Genomic DNA, 21701 nt, shown 5'->3' on the forward strand with positions numbered 1-21701 from the left:
GGCGCCGCTCCGCCCGGCTCAGGCCGGCTGGGTGGCGCCCGCTTCCGCGTAGTGCTCGTGCAGGACGAAGGCGGGGTCGACCTGGGCAGCCAGGTCGGCGCCCGTCTTCTCGTTGCCCCAGCTCTCCGCGTTCTTCAGATGGAAGTGGACCATCTGCCGTGTGTAGCGCTCCCAGTCGCGCAGCTCGTACGAGTCCTCCGCGGCGTTCTGCAGGGCCTGCAACGCCATCCGGTTGTCTGCCTCCAGCAGCTCGAACGGGGCCGGACGGCCCTTTTCCATCGTCCGGACCCAGTCGGACTGGCCCACTCCGACCAGCAGGTCGTCGCCGACCTCGGAGCGCAGGAAGTCGAGATCGTCCTCGCCCTGCACCTTGTTGCCCACCACCTTGAGCGCGACACCGAAGTCCCGCGCGTACTCCTTGTACTGGCGGTAGACGGAGACGCCCTTCCTTGTCGGCTCGGCGACCAGGAAGGTCATGTCGAAGCGGGTGAACATTCCTGACGCGAACGAATCCGACCCCGCTGTCATGTCGACCACCACATACTCGTCCGGGCCGTCGACCAGGTGGTTGAGGCAGAGCTCGACCGCCCCGACCTTGGAGTGGTAGCAGGCGACCCCGAGATCGGACTCGGTGAACGGTCCGGTGGCCATCAGCTTGATTTCCCCGTCGTCGAGACGGACGGTGCGGGCGCAGGCGTCATAGACCGGGTTGTCCTCCCGGACGCGCAGTAGCCGGGACCCTTCCCCGGGCGGTGTCGTCTTGATCATCGTCGCGGCGGAGGCGATGCGGGGGTTGCTTCCGCGGAGGTAGTCCTTGATGAGAGGCAGCTGGGCGCCCATGGCGGGCAGCGCGGCGGCTTCCTTCTCGTCGAGGCCGAGGGCGGCCCCGAGGTGCTGGTTGATGTCGGCGTCCACCGCGACGACATGGGCTTCATTGGCAGCGAGGTGGCGGATGAAGAGCGAGGACAGCGTTGTCTTGCCGCTGCCGCCCTTCCCTACGAAAGCGATCTTCATGTTCACCTAGGGTAGCGGTGTCATCGCTCACTGCTGTCACGCTTCGTGAAGAAGACCACTCCTGGGCGGTATCCGTACCTGGGGCGCGTAGCCTCCCTACTTATGAGTACGACTTCCTCGGACCCGCTTGCCGCTCTAGGGGCCCTGCCGGGGGTCGCCGACGCGGTGGACTCCGTACGCAAGGCCGTGGACCGGGTTTACGGGCACCGGGTCATGCGACGCCGTAGCAACGAGGTCACCGCGGAGGCGGCCCTGCGGGGGGCTCGCGGTTCGGCGGCGCTCTCGGGTGCCGACTGGAATCTCGAGGAGGTGCGCCGACGTACGGACTTCAGTGGTGAGGACGAGGCTCGCACCATCGGTGCCGCCCTGAGGCTCACGGCGGAGGCGGGGCAGTTGCTCTCGATCTGGCGGCAGTCACCACTGCGTGTCCTTGCCCGGCTGCATCTGGTGGCGGCAGGCGGCGTTACTCCCGACGATACGGTCGGCAGGCCCCGACTGACGGGCGAGCCGGTCGAGGAGCCACTGATCGAAGCGCCCGTCCCTGGCGCGGACGAGGTGTCCGGGCGGCTTGAGGGTCTGTCGAAGCTGATCATTGCCGGTGGCTCCGCGCCCGCGCTGGTGACGTCCTCCGTGGTGCACGGTGAACTGCTGGCGCTGCGGCCCTTCGGTTCGCACAACGGCTTGGTCGCTCGGACCGCAGAGCGGATCGTGCTGATCGGCAGTGGACTCGACCCCAAGTCGATCTGTCCCGCCGAAGTCGGTCATGCGGAGCAGGGGCGCGCGGCCTACGTGGCCGCGTTCGAGGGATACCTGTCGGGGAGCCCGGAGGGCGTGGGTGCCTGGATCGCCCACTGCGGTCGCTCCGTGGAGCTGGGTGTCAGGGAGTCCACGGCGGTGTGTGAGGCGCTGCAGCGCGGCGCTGCCTGAGGGCTGACCAGGGCCCGTGGTCGCGTGGCCGGTTAGCTGGCCGACCGGATGCCGCGCGGGCTTTCAGTGCACCGGAGGGCTGCCGGAAAAGGGTTGCGGCGGTACCGATTCCGGTACCGCCGCTGGCACGTCCGCCCAGTTACCAAGCGTCCTCGATATATGCCCATCAGGTCGGGGTCTTTGCCCGTTACCTGGTGCGGCTGGCCCGTAATCGACGGGTCGACGTCGCGTGGGTGCTCGGCTTTCATGCTCGGTCCGTGGGGCCTTCTGTGCGTAGAAAGGTAATCCTCGCGGATGTCCTTGGTCTCGCGGGCCGTTGAGTCCTTTGTACTCCAGGACCGGGAAGAGCGGAAGGCTTAGCCGCACTTCTTTACTTTTATGTTCAAATGCAGTCGAGTCGGACATTGCTGAGTCTGCTGGTGGGGACTCCGCTGCTGTTGGGCCCAGAGGGGCGATATCCGTCCACAAGTGCCTGTCACGTGGTGAGCGCGGCGGCGCGCCGGCGGCTGGCGTACCAGACCAGCCCAGCTGTCACGGCAGCCGCTCCCACCGCGGCCGCGGCCACGAGGGCCGGCCGGGGTGGCATCGAGAACGCGGGCAGGCGCTGCTTGAGCCGGACGGGCCGGTCGAAGACGAGAATCGGCCATTCCCTGAGTGTGGCCTCGCGCCGCAGTGCCCGGTCCGGGTTGACGGCGTGCGGGTGCCCGACGGATTCGAGCATCGGCACGTCGGTGGCGGAGTCGCTGTACGCGTAGCACCGAGAGAGGTCGTAGCCTTCCGACTCGGCGAGAGCCTTGATCGCCTCGGCTTTGGTCGGTCCGTAGGCGTAGTACTCGATCTCGCCGGTGAAGCAGCCGTCGTCGCCCACGACCATCCGCGTCGCCACGACCCGGTCGGCGCCGAGCAGTTCCCCGATCGGTTCGACGACTTCGGCGCCTGAGGTCGAAACGATGACCACATCGCGCCCGGCGGTGTGATGTTCCTCGATGAGGGTCGCCGCCTCGTCGTAGATGATCGGGTCGATCAGGTCGTGCAGGGTCTCGGCGACGAGGTCCTTGACCTGTTGGACGTTCCACCCCTTGCAGAGCGCCGAGAGATATTCACGCATCCGCTCCATCTGGTCGTGATCGGCACCTCCGGCAAGGAACACGAACTGTGTGTACGCGGTGCGCAGTACGGCACGGCGGTTGATCAGCCCGCCTTGGTAGAAGGACTTGCTGAAGGCCAGTGTCGATGACTTCGCAATGACCGTCTTGTCCAGGTCAAAGAAGGCTGCTGTGCGCGGCGAGAAGCAGTTTTCCACAAAGGTGAGCATAGGGGCCCGCCATTCGGCGTAAAGTCCGGCGGGTGGGTTTGCCTGAGAAGGTGCTCGGGTACACCATGGAAGTCACGGATCGTTCGCGACCGTGCTAACCCGGTCCGACTCCTCCCCCCCCGAGTCGGCCGTGGGGACGACCCCCGCTCTCCCCCCCGGCGGGGGTCGTCGCATGTCCGGATGCGTTTTTCGGCAGAGGATCGAGGCACTCTCTCCTCTGCCGGACTTCGTCGGCCACCTCTCGCGCCGATGGACTCGATCATCTCTCGTCACCGTGTGTAGCGGAAGCGCTGCGCTGTGAAAGTCCCCTGTACGAGCTACCGAGATATTCACAGCGCTGAAGTTGTCCACAGTTTTTGAGCAAGATCCACATGTTTTTCCGTGCAGTTGCATGTTGATTCCCACCCGCGAAGTCCGCGGGTTCCGGAATCGCGCATCTCGGAAGCGCTCGAGATCGCCGCGAAACCGCACTGAAGGGACAGTGAGAGGGGGCGGAGAACGTGGCTGGATCCTTCGTGGGCGAAGGTCCGTCGAGCGCCGAAGGGCGGCGGAGCGGACCGTTGATCGTGACCGAGGACGCCGAGTTGCTGGACGATCTGCTCAGGCTGTGCGCGGCGGCCGGGGCGGTGCCCGAGGTGCATCACGGGCCTCCGGGGGAGAGGGGCGGCTGGGAGCGGGCCCCGATGATCCTGGTGGGCGACGACGCGGCGCGTGCATGCCGGGGGGTGGCCCGCAGACCTGGCGTCATGCTCGTCGGCAGGGACCAGGACGACCCTGACGTATGGCGCCTCGCCGTGGAGATCGGGGCCGAATATGTGCTGAGGCTGCCCGACTCCGAAGGCTGGCTCGTCGACCAGATCGCCAATGCGGTGGAAGGCGTGGGCCGATCCGCGCTCACCGTGGGAGTGATGGGGGGACGCGGCGGCTCCGGGGCGTCCACGCTGGCCTGTGCGCTTGCTGTGACGGCGGCGAGGTCAGGTCGGCGGACCATGCTGATCGACGGCGATCCCTTGGGCGGCGGGATCGACGTGCTGCTCGGCGGTGAGGCATCCGAGGGCCTGCGTTGGCCGGATTTCGCCCGTTCGAAAGGGAGGGTTGGCGGAGGGGCGCTGGAAGAGTCGCTGCCGGCGTTGCACGGGCTGCGGGTGCTCAGCTGGGGCCGGGACGACGAGGTGATCGTCCCGCCGCAGGCCATGCAGTCGGTGCTCGCCGCGGCGCGCCGGCTCGGCGGTGCGGTGGTTGTCGATCTGCCGCGGCGGGTCGACGAAAGCGTGGCGGAGGCGCTGGCGCAGCTGGACGTCGGACTGTTGGTCGTGCCTGGGGAGCTGAGGGCGGTCGCGGCGGCGCAGCGCGTGGCGTCGTCGGCCCGAATGGTCCTGGAAGACCTACGGGTCGTCGCCCGGGGCCCCTACACCGCGGGCCTGGACGAGCAATGGGTGGCGCATGCGCTGGGGCTTCCGCTCGTCGGCGATCTGCCCACGGAGGCTGGGCTGGCGTCGGCTCAGGACAGCGGTGTGCCCCCGGGCGGGAACTCCCGCGGGGCACTGGCTCGCTTCTGTACGGCCTTCTGGGAGCTGGCGGATGCTCCGGCCCGCTCGGACGGCGTTCCGGCCCGGCCCCGCGCGGGGGAGACGCCATGACCGACGCGTTGCTCGATGCCGTGCGTCAACGACTGGCCCGCAGCGGTGCGGCTCCCACTCCGGCCGGGGTGGCTGCAGCGTTGAGGGAACAGGGCCGCCTGCTCGGCGACGCGGAAGTCCTCGGCGCGGCCGAGGAACTGCGGGGCGAACTGGTCGGCACAGGAGTGCTGGAGCGGCTGCTGGCCGACCCGGCGGTGACCGATGTGCTGGTGTCCGCTCCGGACCGGGTATGGGTGGACCGCGGCGGTGGACTCGAGCTGACCCGAGTCGTCTTTCAGGACGCGGCGGCCGTCCGGAGGCTGGCGCAGAGGCTTGCCGCAGTAGCGGGGCGCCGGCTGGACGACGCCCGGCCGTGGGTGGACGCCCGGCTGCCGGACGGAACGCGCATGCACGCGGTCCTGCCGCCGGTGTCCGTCGGCTCGACGTGCCTCTCACTGCGGGTGGTGCGGCCCAGGGCCTTCACGCTGGCGGAGCTCGTGGCGGCGGGGACGGTTCCGCCCGGCGGAGACCGGTTGCTGAGGGCGCTGGTCGAAGCGCGGGTCTCGTATCTGATCAGCGGAGGAACCGGAGCGGGGAAGACGACTCTGCTGTCGAGTCTGCTGGGGGCGGTCGGTGAGCGGGAGCGCATCGTGCTGGCCGAGGATTCGGCGGAGCTGCGACCGGATCACCCGCATGTTGTGCGTCTGGAGTCGCGCCCCGCCAATCAGGAAGGTGCCGGGCGGGTGACGCTACGGGACCTGGTACGCCAGGCGTTGCGCATGCGTCCTGACCGGCTGGTCGTGGGAGAGGTCCGGGGTGCCGAGGTGACGGAGCTTCTGGCCGCTCTCAACACCGGACACGAAGGCGGTTGCGGCACGGTGCACGCGAACGCGGCCGAGCATGTTCCGGCGCGTCTGGAGGCTCTGGGGACGGCTGCGGGTCTCGACCGGGCGGCTCTGCACAGCCAGTTGGCAGCGGCGCTCTCGGTGGTCGTCCACCTCGTACGGGACAGGGAAGGGCGGCGACGTCTGGCCGAAGTGCATGTGCTGGAGCGGGATTCCGCAGGCCTGGTCGTCACCGTGCCCGCACTGAGCTGGAGCGCCGAGGGATTCGTGCCGGAGCGGGGCCGGGAGCGGCTCGGCGCACTGATCGGGGAGGGGGCGTGACGGCGACGGGCTCTGAGGCGCTGATGCAGGCGTTGGCGTGGGCGATGGCGGGCTGCGCGGGCCTGGCAGGCGGTCTGGCCGTGGCGCGGGACCCGGGGGCGCGGCGTGCTCGGGTGTTGTTGGCTCGACGGCGGGAGGCGGAGTGGAGGCCGGTGGCATCGGCCACGGTCCGTGCCCTCTTCGACCGGCGGCGGGAATGGCTGTGTGCCCCTGTGGCGGCTCTTCTCGCCGTGCTGGGCGGATCGGTGCTGCCGCTGCTCGCGGGAGCTGTGGCGGTCCCGCTCGTGAGGCGCTGGCTGCGGCGGCGCGAGCGGCGGCGTGAGCGCGAGAAGGCGGCCCAGGCTGTGACCGCGCTCTGTGGGGCGGTGGTGGGCGAGCTACGGGCCGGGCGCGAGCCCGGACAGGCCTTGCTCGCAGCCGCACGGAACGCCGGCGCGCTGGGCGCTGCCGAGCCCGCCGTGCTGGCCGCTGCCAGGTTCGGCGGCGATGTCCCGGCCGCGCTGCGGCAGGCGTCGGCAGGGCCCGGCCTCGACGGGCTGGCAGGGATGGCGGCCTGTTGGCGGGTCGCGGTGAACGGCGGAGCCGGCCTCGCGGCAGGTCTGGCCCGCCTGGAGAGCGCGCTGCGGGGCGAGAGGCGGCGGCGGGAGGAGTTGCGGGCACAGCTGGCCGGCGCGTGGTCGACGGTCGTGGTCCTGGCATTGCTGCCGGTGCTGGGTCTGGGGCTGGGGGCGGCACTCGGAGCGGATCCGCTGAGGGTTCTGCTGCACAGCCCGGGCGGACTCGTCTGCCTGGCGACGGGCGGCCTTCTGGAGGCTGCGGGCTTGTTCTGGGCCTCGAGGATCGTGCGGGCGGGGGAGGCGGAATGAGCGTGATGCCTGCTGCGGGGGACTGGCGGGCAACGGCCGGGGCGGTGGGGGTGGCGCTCGGCACAGCCTCGTACCTCGCCCTCGCGCTGGCCGTCCGACGGCATGAGCGGGCGATACGCAGCCGGGGGGCTTCGCTGACCAAGTCCTGTATGAGCAGGCCGAGGCAGGGGTGGCTGGAACTGCGAGTGCCGGGCTGGAGCCGTGCTCGGCGGTGGGCGGTTCTCCTGGCAGTCTGGGCGGCCGGTTGGCTCCTCGTCGGCGGACCCGCCGGATGTGGGGTCGGCCTGGCGGCGGCGTACGGAGTGCGGCGGTGGCGGAGCTCCGTGAGGAAGTGCGACGCCGCCGGCCGGGAAGCCGAGGCCGCTCTGATCGCCCGGCAGCTGCCGATCACCGCCGACTTGTTGGCATCCTGCCTTTCGGCGGGCGCCGGGCCGCGGGACGCGGCGGAGGCGGTCGGGGAATCCATTGCCGGCCCGGTCGGCGAGCGACTGGCTCGCACGGCGGCCGTGATCCTGCTCGGCGGTGAACCGGACGAGGCGTGGCGCCGGTTCGGGGAGCTGCCGGGTGCCGCGCCACTGGCCCGCTGTCTGGAACGCGCCGCATCGACGGGGGCACCCGCGGCGGAGCCGGTCTCCAGGCTGGCCGACGAGATGCGTGCCGAGCGGGCGAGCGCGGCTGTGGCGCGTGCCCAGCGGGCGGGTGTGCTGATCACCGCGCCGGTGGGGCTCTGCTTCCTGCCCGCCTTTCTGGCGGTGGGAGTGGCGCCGGTGGTGATCGGACTGGCGAGCGGCTTGTTGCGAGGCAGCTGACTGACAGCAGCCCTCTGTCCCGGCGGCTCCGCAGGGACGGAGGGACAGACGGGGCGAGCCGATGGCCGGTCGGGACCCGAGCCGGGATTCCGGCTGCGGCTCGAGTCGTGGACCTGGCTGGTCGCCCGAGCCGGAGTGGCGCCTGGTTCCCGGGCGGGAGTCGGGCCGGGATCCGGCTCGCTAAAAGCGCTGAAAAGAAGTTCCTGACGAAACAACGTGATGTTTGGACATGGGGGTTGAGATGAGCAGGAATGCCATGGAGCAGTCTCTGAGCGCGCTTCGTCGTGTGTGGGAGGCCGGGTTCGGCAGGCGTGCAAGGCGCCTGGGCCTCGACCGGGGGATGACGACGTCCGAGTACGCGGTGGGGACGATCGCCGCCTGCGCGTTCGCGGCGGTGCTCTACAAGGTGGTTACCAGCGGAGCAGTGCTGTCGGCGTGCAGTCGCTGATCAAGGACGCCCTCGATGCGAAGTTCTGAGTGGGCGCGGAGGGGCCGGGGCGGCGACGGGGGCGCGGTGACGGCGGAGGCCGCCATGGCCCTCACCGTGCTGGTGACGTTCGTCTTCGCCCTCGTCTGGGCGCTGGTGGCCGCGGCGGACCAGATCCGCTGTGTGGATGCCGCTCGGGCCGGAGCGCGGGCGGCGGCCCGGTCCGAGCCGGAGGCGGCGGTACGGTCCGCGGCGCGGGAGGCGGCGCCGGGAAGGGCCCGAGTCGCTGTTGAGCGGGCCGGGGGACTCTGGCGGGTCCGGGTGGAGGCGCCGACGCCGGGGCCGGGTCCGCTGGGTCTGACGCTGACTGCTGAAGCAGTCGCGCTGGCCGAGGACACCGTGGGGGCAGAGCCGTGAGGAGGTTCGGAGACGGTCCCGGGGACCAGGGGCTGGCGACGGTCTGGGTGGCTGTCACCACGGCGACGCTCTGCGCCGTGTTCGCGACGGTTCTCGCTCTCGGCCAGGCCGTGTCCGCCCGGCACAGGGCCGGTGGCGCGGCGGACCTGGCGGCGCTCGCCGCAGCCGACCAGGCGTTGCGGGGTGCGGAGGCGGCGTGCGAGGCGGCCACCGAGGTGGCCGTGGCCCAGGGAGCGGAGATCGTGCGTTGCGGGGTCCAGGGCGAGATCGCCGACGTGACCGCGCGTGCGCGTTTCGGCCCGTACGCACCTGAGGTCAGGTCGAGAGCGGGGCCTCCGGAGGCCCTGGATGCCCCGCTTCCCCCGGTGCGTTCGGTGGCGCCCTCGTTCGCCGAGGAGCCGACTCACGCACGTGGCCTCACTACGCTCTTTCCGGCCGGGGACCCTCCGAGCTCTCTGCCGGGCGTTCTTCCCCGGGGTCCGGGGGCGCCGTCCTGAGCAGTTCGGTCAGGAGGCGTACGGCGCCCCGTTTGTGGAGTGGCTCGTTGCCGTTGCCGCACTTGGGGGACTGGATGCAGGACGGGCAGCCGGCCTCGCACTCGCAGGACGCGATGGCCTGACGCGTCGCCGTGAGCCATGTGCGGGCCGTGTGGAAGGCGCGCTCCGCGAAGCCGGCACCACCCGGGTGGCCGTCATAGACGAAAACCGTGGGGAGGAGCGTGTCGGGGTGCAGGGGAACGGAGACGCCGCCGATGTCCCAGCGGTCGCAGGTGGCGAAGAGCGGCAGCATCCCGATGGAGGCGTGTTCCGCGGCGTGCAGGGCGCCTCCGAGGATCTCCGGGCTGATCCGGGCGGCATCCAGCTGGTCCTCGGTGACCGTCCACCACACGGCACGGGTACGCAGGGTGCGGGGCGGCAGGTCGAGTTTGGTCTCGCCCAGGACCTCTCCGGTCATCAGCCTGCGGCGCAGGAAGGAAACGACCTGGTTGGTGACCTCGACGGAGCCGAAGCAGAGCCGTCCGTCACCCCACGGGATTTCGGTGTCGGTCTCCAGCACGGAGATGGCGGTCGTGTCGCGGGCGTTGGTGGAGTACGGCGGGACGGCTTCCTCCACCAGGGCCACCGAATCCTCCAGATCCAGCTTCCGGACCAGGTATGTCCGGCCTTGGTGGAGGTGTACGGCACCCTCGTGGACGGAGGTGTGCGCGGCTGCCTCGTCAACGGTTCCCAGGAGTCGGCCGGTGCCTTCCTCGACGATCTGGACCGGGCGGCCGCCCCCGCCGCGGATGTCGGTGAGGTCGGCGGCGCGTTCACGGCGGGTCCAGTGCCAGCCCGTCGTCCGCCTGCGCAGCAGCTTCGCGGCCTCCAGCTGTGGCAGAAGCTCGGGCACGGCGGGGCCGAAGAGCGCGATGTCGGCTTCCGTGAGGGGGATCTCCGCAGCTGCGGCGCACAGGTGTGGGGCGAGGACATAGGGGTTGTCCGGGTCCAGGACGGTCGACTCCACGGGCTGTTGGAACAGCGCTTCGGGATGGTGGACCAGGAAGGTGTCCAGCGGGTCGTCCCGGGCCACGAGGACGGCGAGGGCGCCCTGCCCCGAGCGTCCGGCGCGGCCCGCCTGCTGCCAGAGGGAGGCACGGGTGCCCGGATAGCCGGCGATGACGACGGCGTCCAGGCCCGAGACGTCGATGCCGAGCTCAAGGGCGGTCGTGGCGGCCAGTCCGAGCAGGTCCCCGGAGTGCAGTGCTCTTTCCAGGGCCCGGCGCTCCTCGGGCAGGTAGCCGCCGCGGTAGGCGGCGACGCGCCCGGGCAGCGAGCGGTCCACCTCGGCGAGCCGCTCCTTGGCGATGACGGAGATGAGCTCGGCGCCCCGCCGGGAGCGCACGAAGGCGACCGAGCGCACGCCCTGGAGGGTCAGGTCGGTCAGGAGGTCGGCGGTCTCGGCCGTGGCGGTACGGCGTACGGGGGCCCCCTTCTCGCCGTGCAGATCGGTCAGTGGCGGCTCCCAGAGGGCGAAGACCATCTCTCCCCGGGGCGAGGCGTCGTCGGCGACCTCCTTGACGGGCAGGCCCGTGAGACGGCCTGCGGCGACGGAGGGCTGCGCCGCTGTGGCGGAGGCGAGGAGGAAGACGGGATCGGATCCGTAGCGGGCGCAGAGGCGGCGAAGACGTCGCAGCACCTGGGCGACGTGGGAGCCGAAGACGCCCCGGTAGGTGTGGCACTCGTCGATGACGACGAACCGGAGGGAGCGGAGGAAGGAGGCCCAGCGGGGGTGGGACGGGAGGATGCCCCGATGCAGCATGTCGGGGTTCGTCAGGACGTAATTGGCGTACTGGCGCACCCATTCGCGTTCTTCGACCGGCGTGTCCCCGTCGTAGACCGCCGGCCGGATCGCGGAGCCGAGGGGCGCCGCGAGCGCCTTCACCGCGCGGCGCTGGTCGGCGGCCAGGGCCTTGGTGGGGGCGAGGTACAGGGCGGTGGTGCCGCGGCCGTTCGGGGCATGGGAGCCGTCGAGGAGGGTACTCAGCACCGGAGCCAGGTAGGCGAGCGACTTGCCGGACGCCGTCCCGGTCGCGATCACGACGGACTCGCCGTCCAGGGCGTGCTCGGCCGCGACGGCCTGGTGCGTCCACGGATGGTCGATTCCGGCCCGGCTGATTGCCGAGATCACTTCTGGCCGGATGCGATCCGGCCAGATGGCATGGGTTCCCGCACGCGGGGGCAAGTGCTCCGTATGAGTGATGCGCGCTGCCCGGCCCGCCGTTGCGGCGAGCCGGTCGAGAACCACTGCGGGAGAGGGGCGCGAGCCCACGTTCTCGGGTGGTCGACTGGGGCGGTGATTCTTGGCCATCGGCACCGAGTGTGTCACTGGCGTGACGGACAATGGTCCCAAGGCGTCGTGCATGGCTGCTGGTAAGTGATTGAATGCCATCGCGGCTGGCGATCCGTCCCCTGGCCTCCGTCGGGGAGACCGAGGGGCGACCGCTCGATAGCAAGGTGCTGGAGGATCCGTGGACCTGTCCCTGTCGACTCGCAATGTGTCCGGGCCTGGTGGCGACCGTACGGTCGTCGAGGTCGGTGGCGAGATTGATGTGTATACCGCGCCCAAGCTGCGCGAGCAGTTGGTCGAGTTGGTGAATGACGGCAGCTACCACCTGGTTGTCGACATGGAAGGCGTCGACTTCCTCGACTCCACCGGCCTCGGCGTGCTCGTGGGCGGCTTGAAGCGTGTCCGGGCCCATGAGGGCTCGCTGCGCCTGGTGTGTAACCAGGAGCGCATTCTCAAGATCTTCCGGATCACAGGTCTGACCAAGGTGTTTCCCATCCACACCACGGTCGACGAGGCTGTCGCGGCCACCGACTGAACCGTCGGTGCAGGCCGGCAGCTCCAAGGTCGGCAGGCATGGCAGTGACAGACCGGCAGGCGGCAGCAGACGGGCCGCCACGAGCAGGCGGTCGACCATGTGGTCGGCTGCCGGCTTCGTCGGTTTCCGGGGGAGAATGAGAGCAGGGGTACCGGGCGGCACGCCCGGGCCCCTGAGATGCACGCCCATACGTTCGAGGGGGATGGCATGCCAACCGTTGAACTCCGCTTCAGCGCTCAGCCCGAACACGTCAGGACGGCCCGCCTCGTGGCAGCCGCCGTGGCGCGCCGGGCCGGCGTCGACGAGGCGGTGCTCGACGAGGTCAGACTCGCAGTCGGCGAGGCGTGCAGCCGAGCCGTGGGACTGCATCGGAGCCATGACATCGCCGCCCCTGTCACGGTCGTTCTGACCGAGGACGAGAAGGCGTTCTCCATCGAGGTCGGCGACGGGCTTCCCGCCCCGGGAAGCGGCTCGTCGGTGCCGGGAGCGACCGGCGGCGGAGGCCCGGACGATCCGGGGACCGACGCCGACAGCGAGGACGAGATGGGCCTCGCGGTCATCAGTGGCCTGGTGGACGACGTGGAAGTCCGTACAGGTGCGGACGGCGGAGTGATCCGCATGACCTGGCCGACGTCTCCGGCCGTGGTGCTTCCCTGACTCACCCCGCCTGGTGCCCTTTCCGCCCGGCGCGGCTTGCACAGCCCTCCACAGTGCGGGCTCACCTCACGTGGCCCTACCGCCCTGCGCGGTCGGCCGTGCCCAGCCTGCGCCTCGCGTAGCCCGCGCCCCGCGCGGCTTCGCTCCGGTGCGCCTCGCGCCCCGCACCCCGCGCTCGGGTAAATCCACCCACCCAACCCCGTCCTGCCTGGCCGCCGCCGCGCCTCGCGCCTCCTTCTGCGGCCTTCGGGCGACGGGTGTGATCACGTTTTCGGGCCCTGCTGAGCAGGGCCTTTCCTCTGTGCTTGATCAGTGATCTCCAGTAATTCCCCGTGCGCCATGCGCCAGACCCATTACTGCATTCGGGTTCAGGTGCGCGCGAGATCATTTGCCATTGGGCGGACGAAAGTCGATTTCATTGACCACCCACTGTTTTGATCAGGTTCCGCTCCCTACAATCCGTCCACGTCTTGAGCGCTCAGCGTCAAGGAGGACGTATGGCGGAGTTCTTCAACACCCCACTGGCAGAACTGACGCACGTTTCCGTACCTTCCGGCCGGTCCACCTCACTCGCAGCCGCAGTACTCACCGATGGCAACCGGCTGATCGTCGTCGTCATCGCGGTCGTCGCCCTTGCCGCGCTGGTCGTGGCCCAGCTGCTGGTACGCCAGGTGTTGGCGGCGGGTGAAGGCACCGAACGCATGAAAGAGATCGCGGCGGCCGTCCAGGAAGGCGCGAATGCCTATCTGGCCCGGCAGCTGCGTACCGTCGGCATCTTCGCCGTCGTCGTGTTCTTCCTGCTACTGCTGCTTCCGGCGGACAACTGGTCGCAGCGCGCGGGGCGCTCGCTGTTCTTCCTGGTGGGTGCGCTTTTCTCGGCGGCCACCGGATACATCGGTATGAGGCTCGCCGTCCGCAGCAATGTGCGCGTGGCGGCCGCAGCGCGTGAGGCGACCCCCGCCGAGGGAGAGCCGGAGAAAGATCTCACCACCGTTTCGCACAAAGCGATGAAGATCGCTTTTCGTACGGGTGGTGTGGTCGGCATGATCACGGTGGGCCTCGGCCTGCTCGGTGCTTCCTGCGTGGTACTCGTCTACGCCGCCGACGCGCCCAAGGTGCTGGAGGGTTTCGGCCTCGGTGCCGCGTTGATCGCCATGTTCATGAGGGTCGGAGGCGGCATCTTCACCAAGGCCGCCGACGTGGGTGCCGACCTGGTGGGCAAGGTGGAGCAGGGCATCCCCGAGGACGATCCGCGTAACGCCGCCACCATCGCCGACAACGTGGGCGACAACGTCGGTGACTGCGCGGGCATGGCCGCCGACCTCTTCGAGTCGTACGCCGTGACGCTCGTGGCCGCGCTCATTCTGGGCAAGGCCGCCTTCGGGGACGCGGGGCTCGCGTTTCCGCTGATCGTTCCGGCGATCGGGGTGGTCACGGCGATGATCGGGATCTTCGCCGTCGCTCCCAGGCGCGCCGACCGCAGCGGGATGAGCGCCATCAACCGCGGATTCTTCGTCTCCGCGGTGATCTCGCTCGTACTCGTGGCGGTGGCCGTCTTCGTCTATCTGCCGTCCTCCTACGCCGCACTGGACGGGGTCACCGACGACGCCATCACCTCGCACGGTGGAGACCCGCGCGTCTTCGCGCTGGTCGCCGTAGCCATCGGGATCGTGCTCGCCGCCCTGATCCAGCAGCTCACCGGTTACTTCACAGAGACCAGCCGGCGCCCCGTCCGGGACATCGGGAAGTCCTCGCTGACCGGTCCGGCGACCGTGGTGCTCGCGGGAATCTCCATCGGCCTCGAGTCGGCCGTCTACACCGCGCTCCTGATCGGCCTCGGCGTCTACGGAGCGTTCCTGCTCGGCGGTACGTCGATCATGCTGGCGCTCTTCGCGGTGGCCCTGGCAGGGACCGGTCTGCTCACCACCGTGGGCGTCATCGTCGCGATGGACACCTTCGGCCCGGTCTCCGACAACGCCCAGGGCATCGCGGAGATGTCCGGGGACGTCACGGGCGCGGGAGCCCAGGTCCTCACGGACCTGGACGCCGTCGGCAACACGACCAAGGCCATCACCAAGGGAATCGCGATCGCCACGGCGGTCCTGGCGGCGTCCGCGCTCTTCGGCTCGTACCGGGACGCCATCGCCACCGCGGTCGACGATGTGGGGGCCCGGGCGGGGGAACTCGGGCTGAGCCTGGACATCTCACAGCCGAACAATCTCGTCGGCCTGATCCTCGGAGCCGCGGTCGTCTTCCTCTTCTCCGGGCTGGCGATCAACGCGGTCTCCCGTTCGGCGGGGGCCGTGGTCTACGAGGTGAGGCGGCAGTTCCGGGAGCACCCCGGGATCATGGATTACACCGAGAAGCCGGAGTACGGCCGGGTCGTCGACATCTGCACCAAGGACGCACTGCGCGAACTGGCCACACCCGGGCTGCTCGCGGTCCTGGCGCCGATCGCGGTGGGATTCAGCCTGGGGGTCGGGGCCCTCGGCTCGTATCTCGCGGGTGCGATCGCCACCGGAACCCTGATGGCCGTCTTCCTCGCCAACTCCGGTGGCGCGTGGGACAACGCCAAGAAGCTGGTCGAGGACGGCCATCACGGTGGCAAGGGCAGCGAGGCCCACGCCGCGACGGTCATCGGCGACACGGTGGGCGACCCGTTCAAGGACACAGCGGGCCCGGCCATCAACCCGCTCCTCAAGGTGATGAATCTCGTGGCGCTGCTCATCGCCCCAGCGGTGGTGCAGTTCAGTTACGGCGATGACGCGAGCGCGGGCGTACGGACCCTGGTGGCCGTGGTCGCCATCGTTGTCATCATCGGCGCCGTCTATGTGTCCAAGCGGCGCGGAATCGCCGTGGGCGACAGCGGCGGTCCGGACGGCGGTGGTGGTGACGACGGCGGTGGTGACGGCCCTGCCAAGTCGACCGACCCTGCGGCCGTTTCATGAGGCTCGCGGTCACGAGACGGCCGGCCTGTACGTAACGCCTGCTCAGCGAGGCGGCGGACGGCGTGTTCTGATGCGTCGTCCGCCGTTTCCATGTCCGGGCAGGCCCCGGACGACGGGACGTATCCGCACATGCGTCCGAGTGGGCAGGTGAGTTGTATCTCCCTGGTTTCCCTTGGTGCAAATGGCTGCAAAAGAATATATATCGGATGCCCGGCGCCTGATTGTCGCCCACTTGGCGTGTAAGTTCCGGGGCCGAGAGCCTTGGAAGGGACCCAATCCGGTGAACAAGAAGCTTGCAGCCGCACTGTCCGGCGGTGCGGTACTCGTACTGACGCTGTCGGGCTGCAGCGACGACAGCGACAACAAGGTGAACGACTGGGCGAAGAAGGTCTGCGACCAGGTTCAGCCGCAGTTGCAGAAGATCGCGAACGCCAATGCCGCGATCCAGCAGCAGACGGCCGACAACAGCAAGCCCGCCGACGTCCAGAAGACCGACTCGGCCGCCTTCCAGCAGATCTCGCAGGCGTACAAGGCGCTGGGCACGGCCGTGGACTCGGCGGGCGCGCCGCCCGTGGACGGCGGAGAGACCACGCAGAAGGAGGCCGTGAAGGAGCTGAACGCCTCTTCGGTGGCCTACGCGAACCTGAAGACGAAGGTCGACGCGCTCGACACGAAGGACCAGGCGAAGTTCGCCGACGGTCTCAAGGGCATCGCCGACGAGCTGAACAAGATCAGCACCAACGGTGACCAGGCGCTGAAGAAGCTCCAGTCCGGCGAGGTCGGCTCGGCGATGGCGAAGCAGAAGGGCTGCCAGAAGCCGACGGCCTCGGCTCCGCCCGCCTCCGGCCCGTCCGCTCCGGCGTCGAAGGCCGCATCGCCGTCGGCCTCGGCGAGCGAGAAGGCGTAGGCGCGGGAAGCAGTCGCGGGAAAACGTAGGAACGCAGCAGCCCGGCCGCCCATCGAGGGCGCCGGGCCGCTGCCGTTGTCGGCGGGAGCGGCACAATGGTCGGGTGAGTACGACCAGCCTTCCCGCATCCGACCATGCCCTTCGACTCCGCGAAGCCCTGATTGGCGCCGCCTTCACCGCCGATGGCCTCCTCGAACGGCTCGGCGCGCCCGCCTACACCGCGCTCGCCCGCAGCGAGACCGTCCCGGCTCTCCGGGCCACCCGCGGGGATTCGCCGCTCGACACGCTGGTGCGGCTGTTCCTTCTGCAGCGCCCGGTTCCTGCCGCCGCGGCGGCCGTGGCCCTCCCGCTGGAGGAGTGCGTGGAGGACGGCTGGGCGGTCCACGAGGGCGACCTGGTCAGAGCGACCGTCGACGTGCGGCCCTACGGCGGGCCCGACGGGCAGGACTGGTTCATCGTCTCCGACCTGGGATGCGCGGTGGGCGGGGCCGGCGGCATCGGCTCGCACGAGGAAGGCGTCGTCCTGGGCGTCGGCGGGGCTTCCACCACGCTCGCCGGGATCACGGTGCGAAAGCCCGTGACCTCAGCCCTCGATCTCGGCACGGGCTCCGGTATCCAGGCCCTGCACGCCACCCAGTACGCCACCCGGGTCACAGCCACGGACGTCAACCCGCGTGCTCTGGAATTCACCCGTCTCACCCTTGCCCTGTCAGGAGCGGCCCCCGCCGACCTGCGGGAGGGGTCCCTCTTCGAACCCGTCGGGACCGAGACGTACGACCTGGTCGTGTCCAACCCGCCCTTCGTCATCTCGCCCGGTGCCCGGTTGACGTACCGCGACGGCGGCATGGGCGGTGACGATCTGTGCCGGACTCTCGTGCAGCACGCCGGGGACCGGCTCAACGAGGGCGGGTACGCGCAGTTCCTCGCCAACTGGCAGCACGTGGAGGGTGAGGAATGGCAGGACCGGGTCCGCTCCTGGGTGCCCGCCGGCTGCGACGCCTGGATCGTGCAGCGTGAGGTGCAGGACATCACGCAGTACGCCGAGCTGTGGCTGCGTGACAGCGGCGACCACCGCACGGACCCCGCCCTGTACGCCGAGCGGTACGAAGCCTGGCTGGACGAGTTCGAGGCCCGCAGCACCACGGCCGTCGGCTTCGGGTGGATCACGCTCCGGAAGTCCGCGGCGGCCGCGGGGAATCCCTCGCTCGTGGCCGAGGAGTGGCCGCACGCGGTGGAGCAACCCCTCGGGTCCGCCGTGGAGGCCCATTTCGCGCGGCAGGACTATCTGCGTGAACACGACGACGCGGCGCTGCTCGCCGCGCACTTCACCCTTGCCGAGGAGGTCGTGCAGGAGCAGGTCGGACTGCCGGGCGCCGAGGATCCGGAGCATGTGGTGCTGCGTCAGCATCGCGGGATGCGCCGGGCGACCAAGGTCGATGCCGTCGGGGCGGGTTTCGCGGGCGTGTGCGACGGTTCGCTGCCCGCGGGCCGGATCCTGGACGCCATCGCCCAGCTGATGGCCGAGGACCCGGTGCTGCTGCGCGACCGCACCCCGCAGGCGATCCGACTGCTGGTGGAGGAAGGCTTCCTGGAGCCCGTGCGCTGACGTGCCGCCGCGGTAGCTGCGATGCCGGTGGCCTCTGCGTTGCGGCTGCCCCCGCGACGCCGACGGCCCCGGTGGCGCAGTCCGCGCCGGTGCCGTCGCGCTCCGTTCCTGCGTGCCGGAGCCGGGCCCTCCTTCACCCAACACCCGTCTGACCAGTGCCTTCTCGCCTTGTCGCATGCCGCTCCGGTGCGGCTTGCGGCTTCCGCTCACGGCAGTTCCCCGGGCATCCCCTCGGTGTTCATCCCCGGTTCGTGCCGAGGACGCCCCGGGGTGGCAGCCTCCCCTCTGCCGAGTCGCCCACAGCGCGACGGCGACGGGAGCCACGGCGAGCGCGACGGCAACGGAGCCACGGCGAGCGCGACGGCGTACGAGCGTCAAGGCGGCAGCCGAGGCGAAGAGTGTGAGGGGTACGGGCATGGAGAGTGTCACCGCGGTCTTCGCCGGTGCGGCATTCGCGCTGTTCGGTACCGCACTCCTCGTCTGGACAGGGGCGCGCACCATTCAGCGCGCGCCGGTGGCGATCGGTGTGAGCCCCGTCGCCTCCACCGCTCTCGCCACGCTCTTCGGCGTACTCTTCCTCCTCCTCGGCGTGTGGTGCTTCACCCGCATCTGATCCACTTCTCCGGCAGGGACGGCGGCCGCCGGGCAGCCGCCCCGCAGCCTCCCCGACAGGGCCCCGAAACCCGCAGGCGACAGCCCCGCGAGGAGCGGACCGGGTAGTCCGGGCGGCAGGAGTGGCGGAAGTCGGGTTACCGTTCGAGTGGCCGTTGCGGGCTTTTGCCGTTTGACACGGGGGCGGGTTGTACCGTCACACTCCGCAGCGACAGCACCGCGGGCAGCGTCATATCGCTGCCCGGATGCCCACGAGTGCCGACCGGAGAGAAGAGCGAAGTTGTCCCCGACCAGCGAGACCGCAGGCCGCCGACTCGTCATTGTCGAGTCGCCTGCCAAGGCGAAGACGATCAAGGGCTACCTCGGCCCCGGATACGTCGTCGAGGCGAGCGTCGGGCACATCCGCGACCTGCCCAACGGCGCCGCCGAGGTGCCGGACGAGTACACCGGTGAGGTACGCCGTCTCGGTGTGGACGTCGAAAACGACTTCCAGCCGATCTACGTCGTCAACGCAGACAAGAAAGCCCAGGTCAGGAAGCTCAAGCAGCTCCTCGCCGAATCCGACGAACTCTTCCTCGCCACCGATGAGGACCGCGAGGGCGAAGCCATCGCGTGGCACCTGCAGGAAGTCCTCAAGCCCAAGGTTCCCGTCCACCGGATGGTCTTCCACGAGATCACCAAGGACGCGATCCGGGCCGCCGTCGCCAATCCGCGCGAGCTCAACCAGCGCATGGTCGACGCCCAGGAGACCCGCCGTATCCTCGACCGCCTCTACGGCTACGAGGTCTCGCCGGTCCTGTGGAAGAAGGTCATGCCGCGGCTCTCCGCGGGTCGTGTCCAGTCCGTCGCCACCCGCCTCGTCGTCGAGCGGGAGCGCGAGCGCATCGCCTTCCGCTCCGCCGAGTACTGGGACCTGACCGGCACCTTCGCCACCGGCCGCTCCGGTGATGCCTCCGACCCCTCGACGCTCACCGCCCGCCTCAGCGCGGTCGACGGGCGCCGTATCGCCCAGGGCCGCGACTTCGGCCCCGACGGGCAGCTCAAGCAGGGGTCCGCCCAGACGCTGCACCTCGACGAGGCCAACGCCCGCGCCCTGGCCGCGGCGCTCGCCGACTCGGCGTTCGCGGTCCGCTCGGTCGAATCGAAGCCCTACCGCCGCTCGCCGTACGCGCCCTTCCGCACGACGACCCTCCAGCAGGAGGCGAGCCGCAAGCTGGGCTTCGGGGCCAAGGCCACGATGCAGGTGGCGCAGAAGCTGTACGAGAACGGCTTCATCACCTACATGCGTACGGACTCCACGACCCTCTCGGACACCGCGGTCTCCGCGGCCCGGGCGCAGGTCACACAGCTGTACGGGGCGAATTACCTCCCCGAGAAGCCCCGCACGTACGCCGGCAAGGTCAAGAACGCGCAGGAGGCGCACGAGGCGATCCGCCCCTCCGGCGACCGCTTCCGCACCCCGGCGGAGACGGGTCTCACCGGCGACCAGTTCCGGCTCTACGAGCTGATCTGGAAGCGCACCGTCGCCTCCCAGATGAAGGACGCCGTCGGTAATTCCGTCACCGTCAAGATCGGTGGCCGGGCGAGCGACGGCCGCGACGCCGAGTTCTCCGCGTCCGGCAAGACGATCACCTTCCACGGCTTCATGAAGGCGTACGTCGAAGGCGCGGACGACCCGAACGCCGAGCTGGACGACCGCGAGCGCCGACTCCCGCAGGTCGCCGAGGGCGACGCCCTGACCGCCGACGAGGTCACGGTCGACGGGCACGCCACCAAGCCGCCGGCCCGCTACACCGAGGCCTCGCTGGTCAAGGAGCTCGAAGAGCGCGAGATCGGCCGTCCGTCGACGTACGCCTCGATCATCGGGACCATCCTGGACCGCGGCTACGTGTTCAAGAAGGGCACGGCCCTGGTGCCGTCGTTCCTCTCGTTCGCCGTGGTGAACCTGCTGGAGAAGCACTTCGGCCGGCTCGTGGACTACGACTTCACCGCTCGCATGGAGGACGACCTCGACCGCATCGCGCGGGGCGAGGCCCAGTCCGTGCCGTGGCTGCGCCGCTTCTACTTCGGCGCCGGCGACGACACCGCCGGTGCCGGCGCGGCTTCCGACGCGGGTAACGGCGACGGGGACCACCTCGGTGGCCTGAAGGAGCTCGTGACCGACCTGGGCGCGATCGACGCCCGCGAGATCTCCTCGTTCCCCGTCGGCAACGACATCAAGCTCCGCGTCGGCCGCTACGGCCCGTACATCGAGCGCGGCGAGAAGGACTCCGAGGGCCACCAGCGCGCGGACGTGCCGGAGGACCTGGCGCCCGACGAGCTGTCCGTGGAGCTCGCGGAGGAGCTGCTGGCCAAGCCGAGCGGCGATTTCGAGCTCGGCGCCGACCCGGTCAGCGGTAACCAGATCATCGCGAAGGACGGGCGCTACGGCCCGTACGTCACCGAGGTGCTGCCCGAGGGCACGCCGAAGACGGGCAAGAACGCGGTGAAGCCGCGGACCGCGTCCCTCTTCAAGTCCATGTCGCTCGATACGGTGACGCTGGCCGACGCGCTCAAGCTGATGTCGCTGCCGCGCGTCGTCGGTGAGGACGCCGAGGGCGTCGAGATCACCGCGCAGAACGGCCGCTACGGGCCCTACCTCAAGAAGGGCACGGACTCGCGTTCGCTGACGTCCGAGGACCAGCTCTTCGACATCACGCTCGAAGAGGCCCTCGCGATCTACGCCCAGCCGAAGCAGCGCGGGCGTGCCGCCGCCAAGCCGCCGCTGAAGGAACTGGGCACGGACCCCGTGAGCGGGGCCCCGGTGGTCGTGAAGGACGGCCGGTTCGGCGCGTACGTCACCGACGGTGAGACGAACGCGACGCTGCGGACCGACGACAGCGTCGAGGACATCACGCCGGAGCGCGGCTACGAGCTGCTTGCCGAGAAGCGGGCCAAGGGGCCGGCGAAGAAGAAGACGGCGAAGAAGGCTCCGGCCAAGAAGGCGCCCGCGAAGAAGGCCACGACGGCCAAGAAGGCGACCGCCACCAAGGCGACCGCCACCAAGACGA

Annotated in this window: 17 protein-coding genes and 1 pseudogene; 15 read left to right on the plus strand and 3 right to left on the minus strand. The window is 70.0% G+C overall.

The features are described from left to right. Window positions 1-18: 18 nt before the first annotated feature. Entirely contained in the window at window positions 19-1014 is a 996-nt protein-coding gene (locus tag ACFWFI_RS10425) for an ATP-binding protein (protein WP_387387724.1), read from the minus strand. A 102-nt stretch (window positions 1015-1116) separates the two neighbouring features. On the opposite strand from ACFWFI_RS10425, the gene ACFWFI_RS10430 reads away from it, so the two are divergent. After that, a complete protein-coding gene (locus tag ACFWFI_RS10430; RefSeq protein ID WP_387387725.1) occupies window positions 1117-1941 on the plus strand; it encodes a Fic family protein in 825 nt (274 codons plus the stop codon). A 475-nt stretch (window positions 1942-2416) separates the two neighbouring features. Here the strand turns inward: ACFWFI_RS10430 and ACFWFI_RS10435 are convergent, their stop codons facing one another. Next, a complete protein-coding gene (locus tag ACFWFI_RS10435) occupies window positions 2417-3256 on the minus strand; it encodes an HAD family hydrolase (RefSeq protein WP_387387726.1) in 840 nt (279 codons plus the stop codon). Between the two features lie 500 nt (window positions 3257-3756). Between ACFWFI_RS10435 and ssd the strand changes: the two genes are divergently transcribed. From ssd to ACFWFI_RS10470, 7 genes and pseudogenes are all read left to right on the plus strand, one after another. Then, complete coding sequence (gene ssd, locus ACFWFI_RS10440; protein ID WP_387387727.1) at window positions 3757-4896, plus strand: septum site-determining protein Ssd; 1140 nt, start codon at window positions 3757-3759, stop codon at window positions 4894-4896. After that, window positions 4893-6041 (plus strand): TadA family conjugal transfer-associated ATPase, encoded by a 1149-nt coding sequence (locus ACFWFI_RS10445; RefSeq protein WP_387387728.1) that lies wholly within the window; start codon window positions 4893-4895, stop codon window positions 6039-6041. Before ssd ends, ACFWFI_RS10445 begins: the two co-directional genes overlap by 4 nt. Before the next feature lie 23 nt (window positions 6042-6064). Continuing rightward, entirely contained in the window at window positions 6065-6907 is an 843-nt protein-coding gene (locus ACFWFI_RS10450) for a type II secretion system F family protein (protein WP_387387746.1), read from the plus strand. Then, entirely contained in the window at window positions 6904-7716 is an 813-nt protein-coding gene (locus tag ACFWFI_RS10455) for a type II secretion system F family protein (RefSeq protein ID WP_387387730.1), read from the plus strand. The genes ACFWFI_RS10450 and ACFWFI_RS10455 overlap by 4 nt, the downstream gene beginning before the upstream one ends. 241 nt (window positions 7717-7957) lie before the next feature. Continuing rightward, window positions 7958-8193: pseudogene (locus tag ACFWFI_RS10460) on the plus strand (DUF4244 domain-containing protein). Then, window positions 8180-8560, plus strand: a complete 381-nt coding sequence (locus ACFWFI_RS10465) for a TadE family type IV pilus minor pilin (protein ID WP_387387732.1) — start codon at window positions 8180-8182, stop codon at window positions 8558-8560. The pseudogene ACFWFI_RS10460 and the gene ACFWFI_RS10465 overlap by 14 nt, the downstream one beginning before the upstream one ends. Then, window positions 8557-9057 (plus strand): Rv3654c family TadE-like protein, encoded by a 501-nt coding sequence (locus tag ACFWFI_RS10470; RefSeq protein WP_387387734.1) that lies wholly within the window; start codon window positions 8557-8559, stop codon window positions 9055-9057. The genes ACFWFI_RS10465 and ACFWFI_RS10470 overlap by 4 nt, the downstream gene beginning before the upstream one ends. Here the strand turns inward: ACFWFI_RS10470 and ACFWFI_RS10475 are convergent. Then, the gene (locus tag ACFWFI_RS10475; RefSeq protein WP_387387736.1) at window positions 8981-11488 is read right to left on the minus strand and encodes a DEAD/DEAH box helicase; all 2508 of its coding nucleotides are present in this window, start codon (window positions 11486-11488) and stop codon (window positions 8981-8983) included. The genes ACFWFI_RS10470 and ACFWFI_RS10475 overlap by 77 nt on opposite strands. Before the next feature lie 79 nt (window positions 11489-11567). Between ACFWFI_RS10475 and ACFWFI_RS10480 the strand changes: the two genes are divergently transcribed. The 7 genes from ACFWFI_RS10480 to topA all read left to right on the plus strand — a co-directional run. After that, complete coding sequence (locus tag ACFWFI_RS10480; protein WP_003967428.1) at window positions 11568-11921, plus strand: STAS domain-containing protein; 354 nt, start codon at window positions 11568-11570, stop codon at window positions 11919-11921. A gap of 207 nt (window positions 11922-12128) precedes the next feature. Beyond that, window positions 12129-12578 carry an ATP-binding protein gene (locus ACFWFI_RS10485; protein ID WP_387387737.1) on the plus strand — a complete coding sequence of 150 codons (450 nt, stop codon included), beginning with the start codon at window positions 12129-12131 and terminating at the stop codon, window positions 12576-12578. 497 nt (window positions 12579-13075) lie between these two features. After that, window positions 13076-15526, plus strand: coding sequence for a sodium-translocating pyrophosphatase (locus ACFWFI_RS10490; RefSeq protein WP_387387739.1), 2451 nt, complete (start codon window positions 13076-13078; stop codon window positions 15524-15526). A 280-nt stretch (window positions 15527-15806) separates the two neighbouring features. Continuing rightward, entirely contained in the window at window positions 15807-16433 is a 627-nt protein-coding gene (locus ACFWFI_RS10495; protein ID WP_387387740.1) for a small secreted protein, read from the plus strand. A gap of 103 nt (window positions 16434-16536) precedes the next feature. Next, entirely contained in the window at window positions 16537-18039 is a 1503-nt protein-coding gene (locus ACFWFI_RS10500; protein WP_387387741.1) for a DUF7059 domain-containing protein, read from the plus strand. A 415-nt stretch (window positions 18040-18454) separates the two neighbouring features. Then, the gene (locus tag ACFWFI_RS10505; protein WP_387387743.1) at window positions 18455-18652 is read left to right on the plus strand and encodes a hypothetical protein; all 198 of its coding nucleotides are present in this window, start codon (window positions 18455-18457) and stop codon (window positions 18650-18652) included. A gap of 279 nt (window positions 18653-18931) precedes the next feature. Next, window positions 18932-21701, plus strand: a 2770-nt coding sequence (topA, locus tag ACFWFI_RS10510) for a type I DNA topoisomerase (protein WP_387387745.1), incomplete at its 3' end; no start/stop codon positions are given.

Origin of the sequence: Streptomyces sp. NPDC060209 (assembly GCF_042728155.1) — a bacterium.
GTDB lineage: Bacteria > Actinomycetota > Actinomycetes > Streptomycetales > Streptomycetaceae > Streptomyces.

Coding starts and splice junctions, on each gene's coding strand:
- ACFWFI_RS10475 (WP_387387736.1), bottom strand. CDS start 11,488: ATGGCATTCAATCACTTACCAGCAGCCATGCACGACGCCTTGGGACCA.
- ACFWFI_RS10505 (WP_387387743.1), top strand. CDS start 18,455: ATGGAGAGTGTCACCGCGGTCTTCGCCGGTGCGGCATTCGCGCTGTTC.
- ACFWFI_RS10425 (WP_387387724.1), bottom strand. CDS start 1,014: ATGAAGATCGCTTTCGTAGGGAAGGGCGGCAGCGGCAAGACAACGCTG.
- ACFWFI_RS10485 (WP_387387737.1), top strand. CDS start 12,129: ATGCCAACCGTTGAACTCCGCTTCAGCGCTCAGCCCGAACACGTCAGG.
- ACFWFI_RS10465 (WP_387387732.1), top strand. CDS start 8,180: ATGCGAAGTTCTGAGTGGGCGCGGAGGGGCCGGGGCGGCGACGGGGGC.
- ACFWFI_RS10445 (WP_387387728.1), top strand. CDS start 4,893: ATGACCGACGCGTTGCTCGATGCCGTGCGTCAACGACTGGCCCGCAGC.
- ACFWFI_RS10435 (WP_387387726.1), bottom strand. CDS start 3,256: ATGCTCACCTTTGTGGAAAACTGCTTCTCGCCGCGCACAGCAGCCTTC.
- ACFWFI_RS10450 (WP_387387746.1), top strand. CDS start 6,065: ATGCAGGCGTTGGCGTGGGCGATGGCGGGCTGCGCGGGCCTGGCAGGC.
- ACFWFI_RS10490 (WP_387387739.1), top strand. CDS start 13,076: ATGGCGGAGTTCTTCAACACCCCACTGGCAGAACTGACGCACGTTTCC.
- ACFWFI_RS10455 (WP_387387730.1), top strand. CDS start 6,904: ATGAGCGTGATGCCTGCTGCGGGGGACTGGCGGGCAACGGCCGGGGCG.
- ACFWFI_RS10430 (WP_387387725.1), top strand. CDS start 1,117: ATGAGTACGACTTCCTCGGACCCGCTTGCCGCTCTAGGGGCCCTGCCG.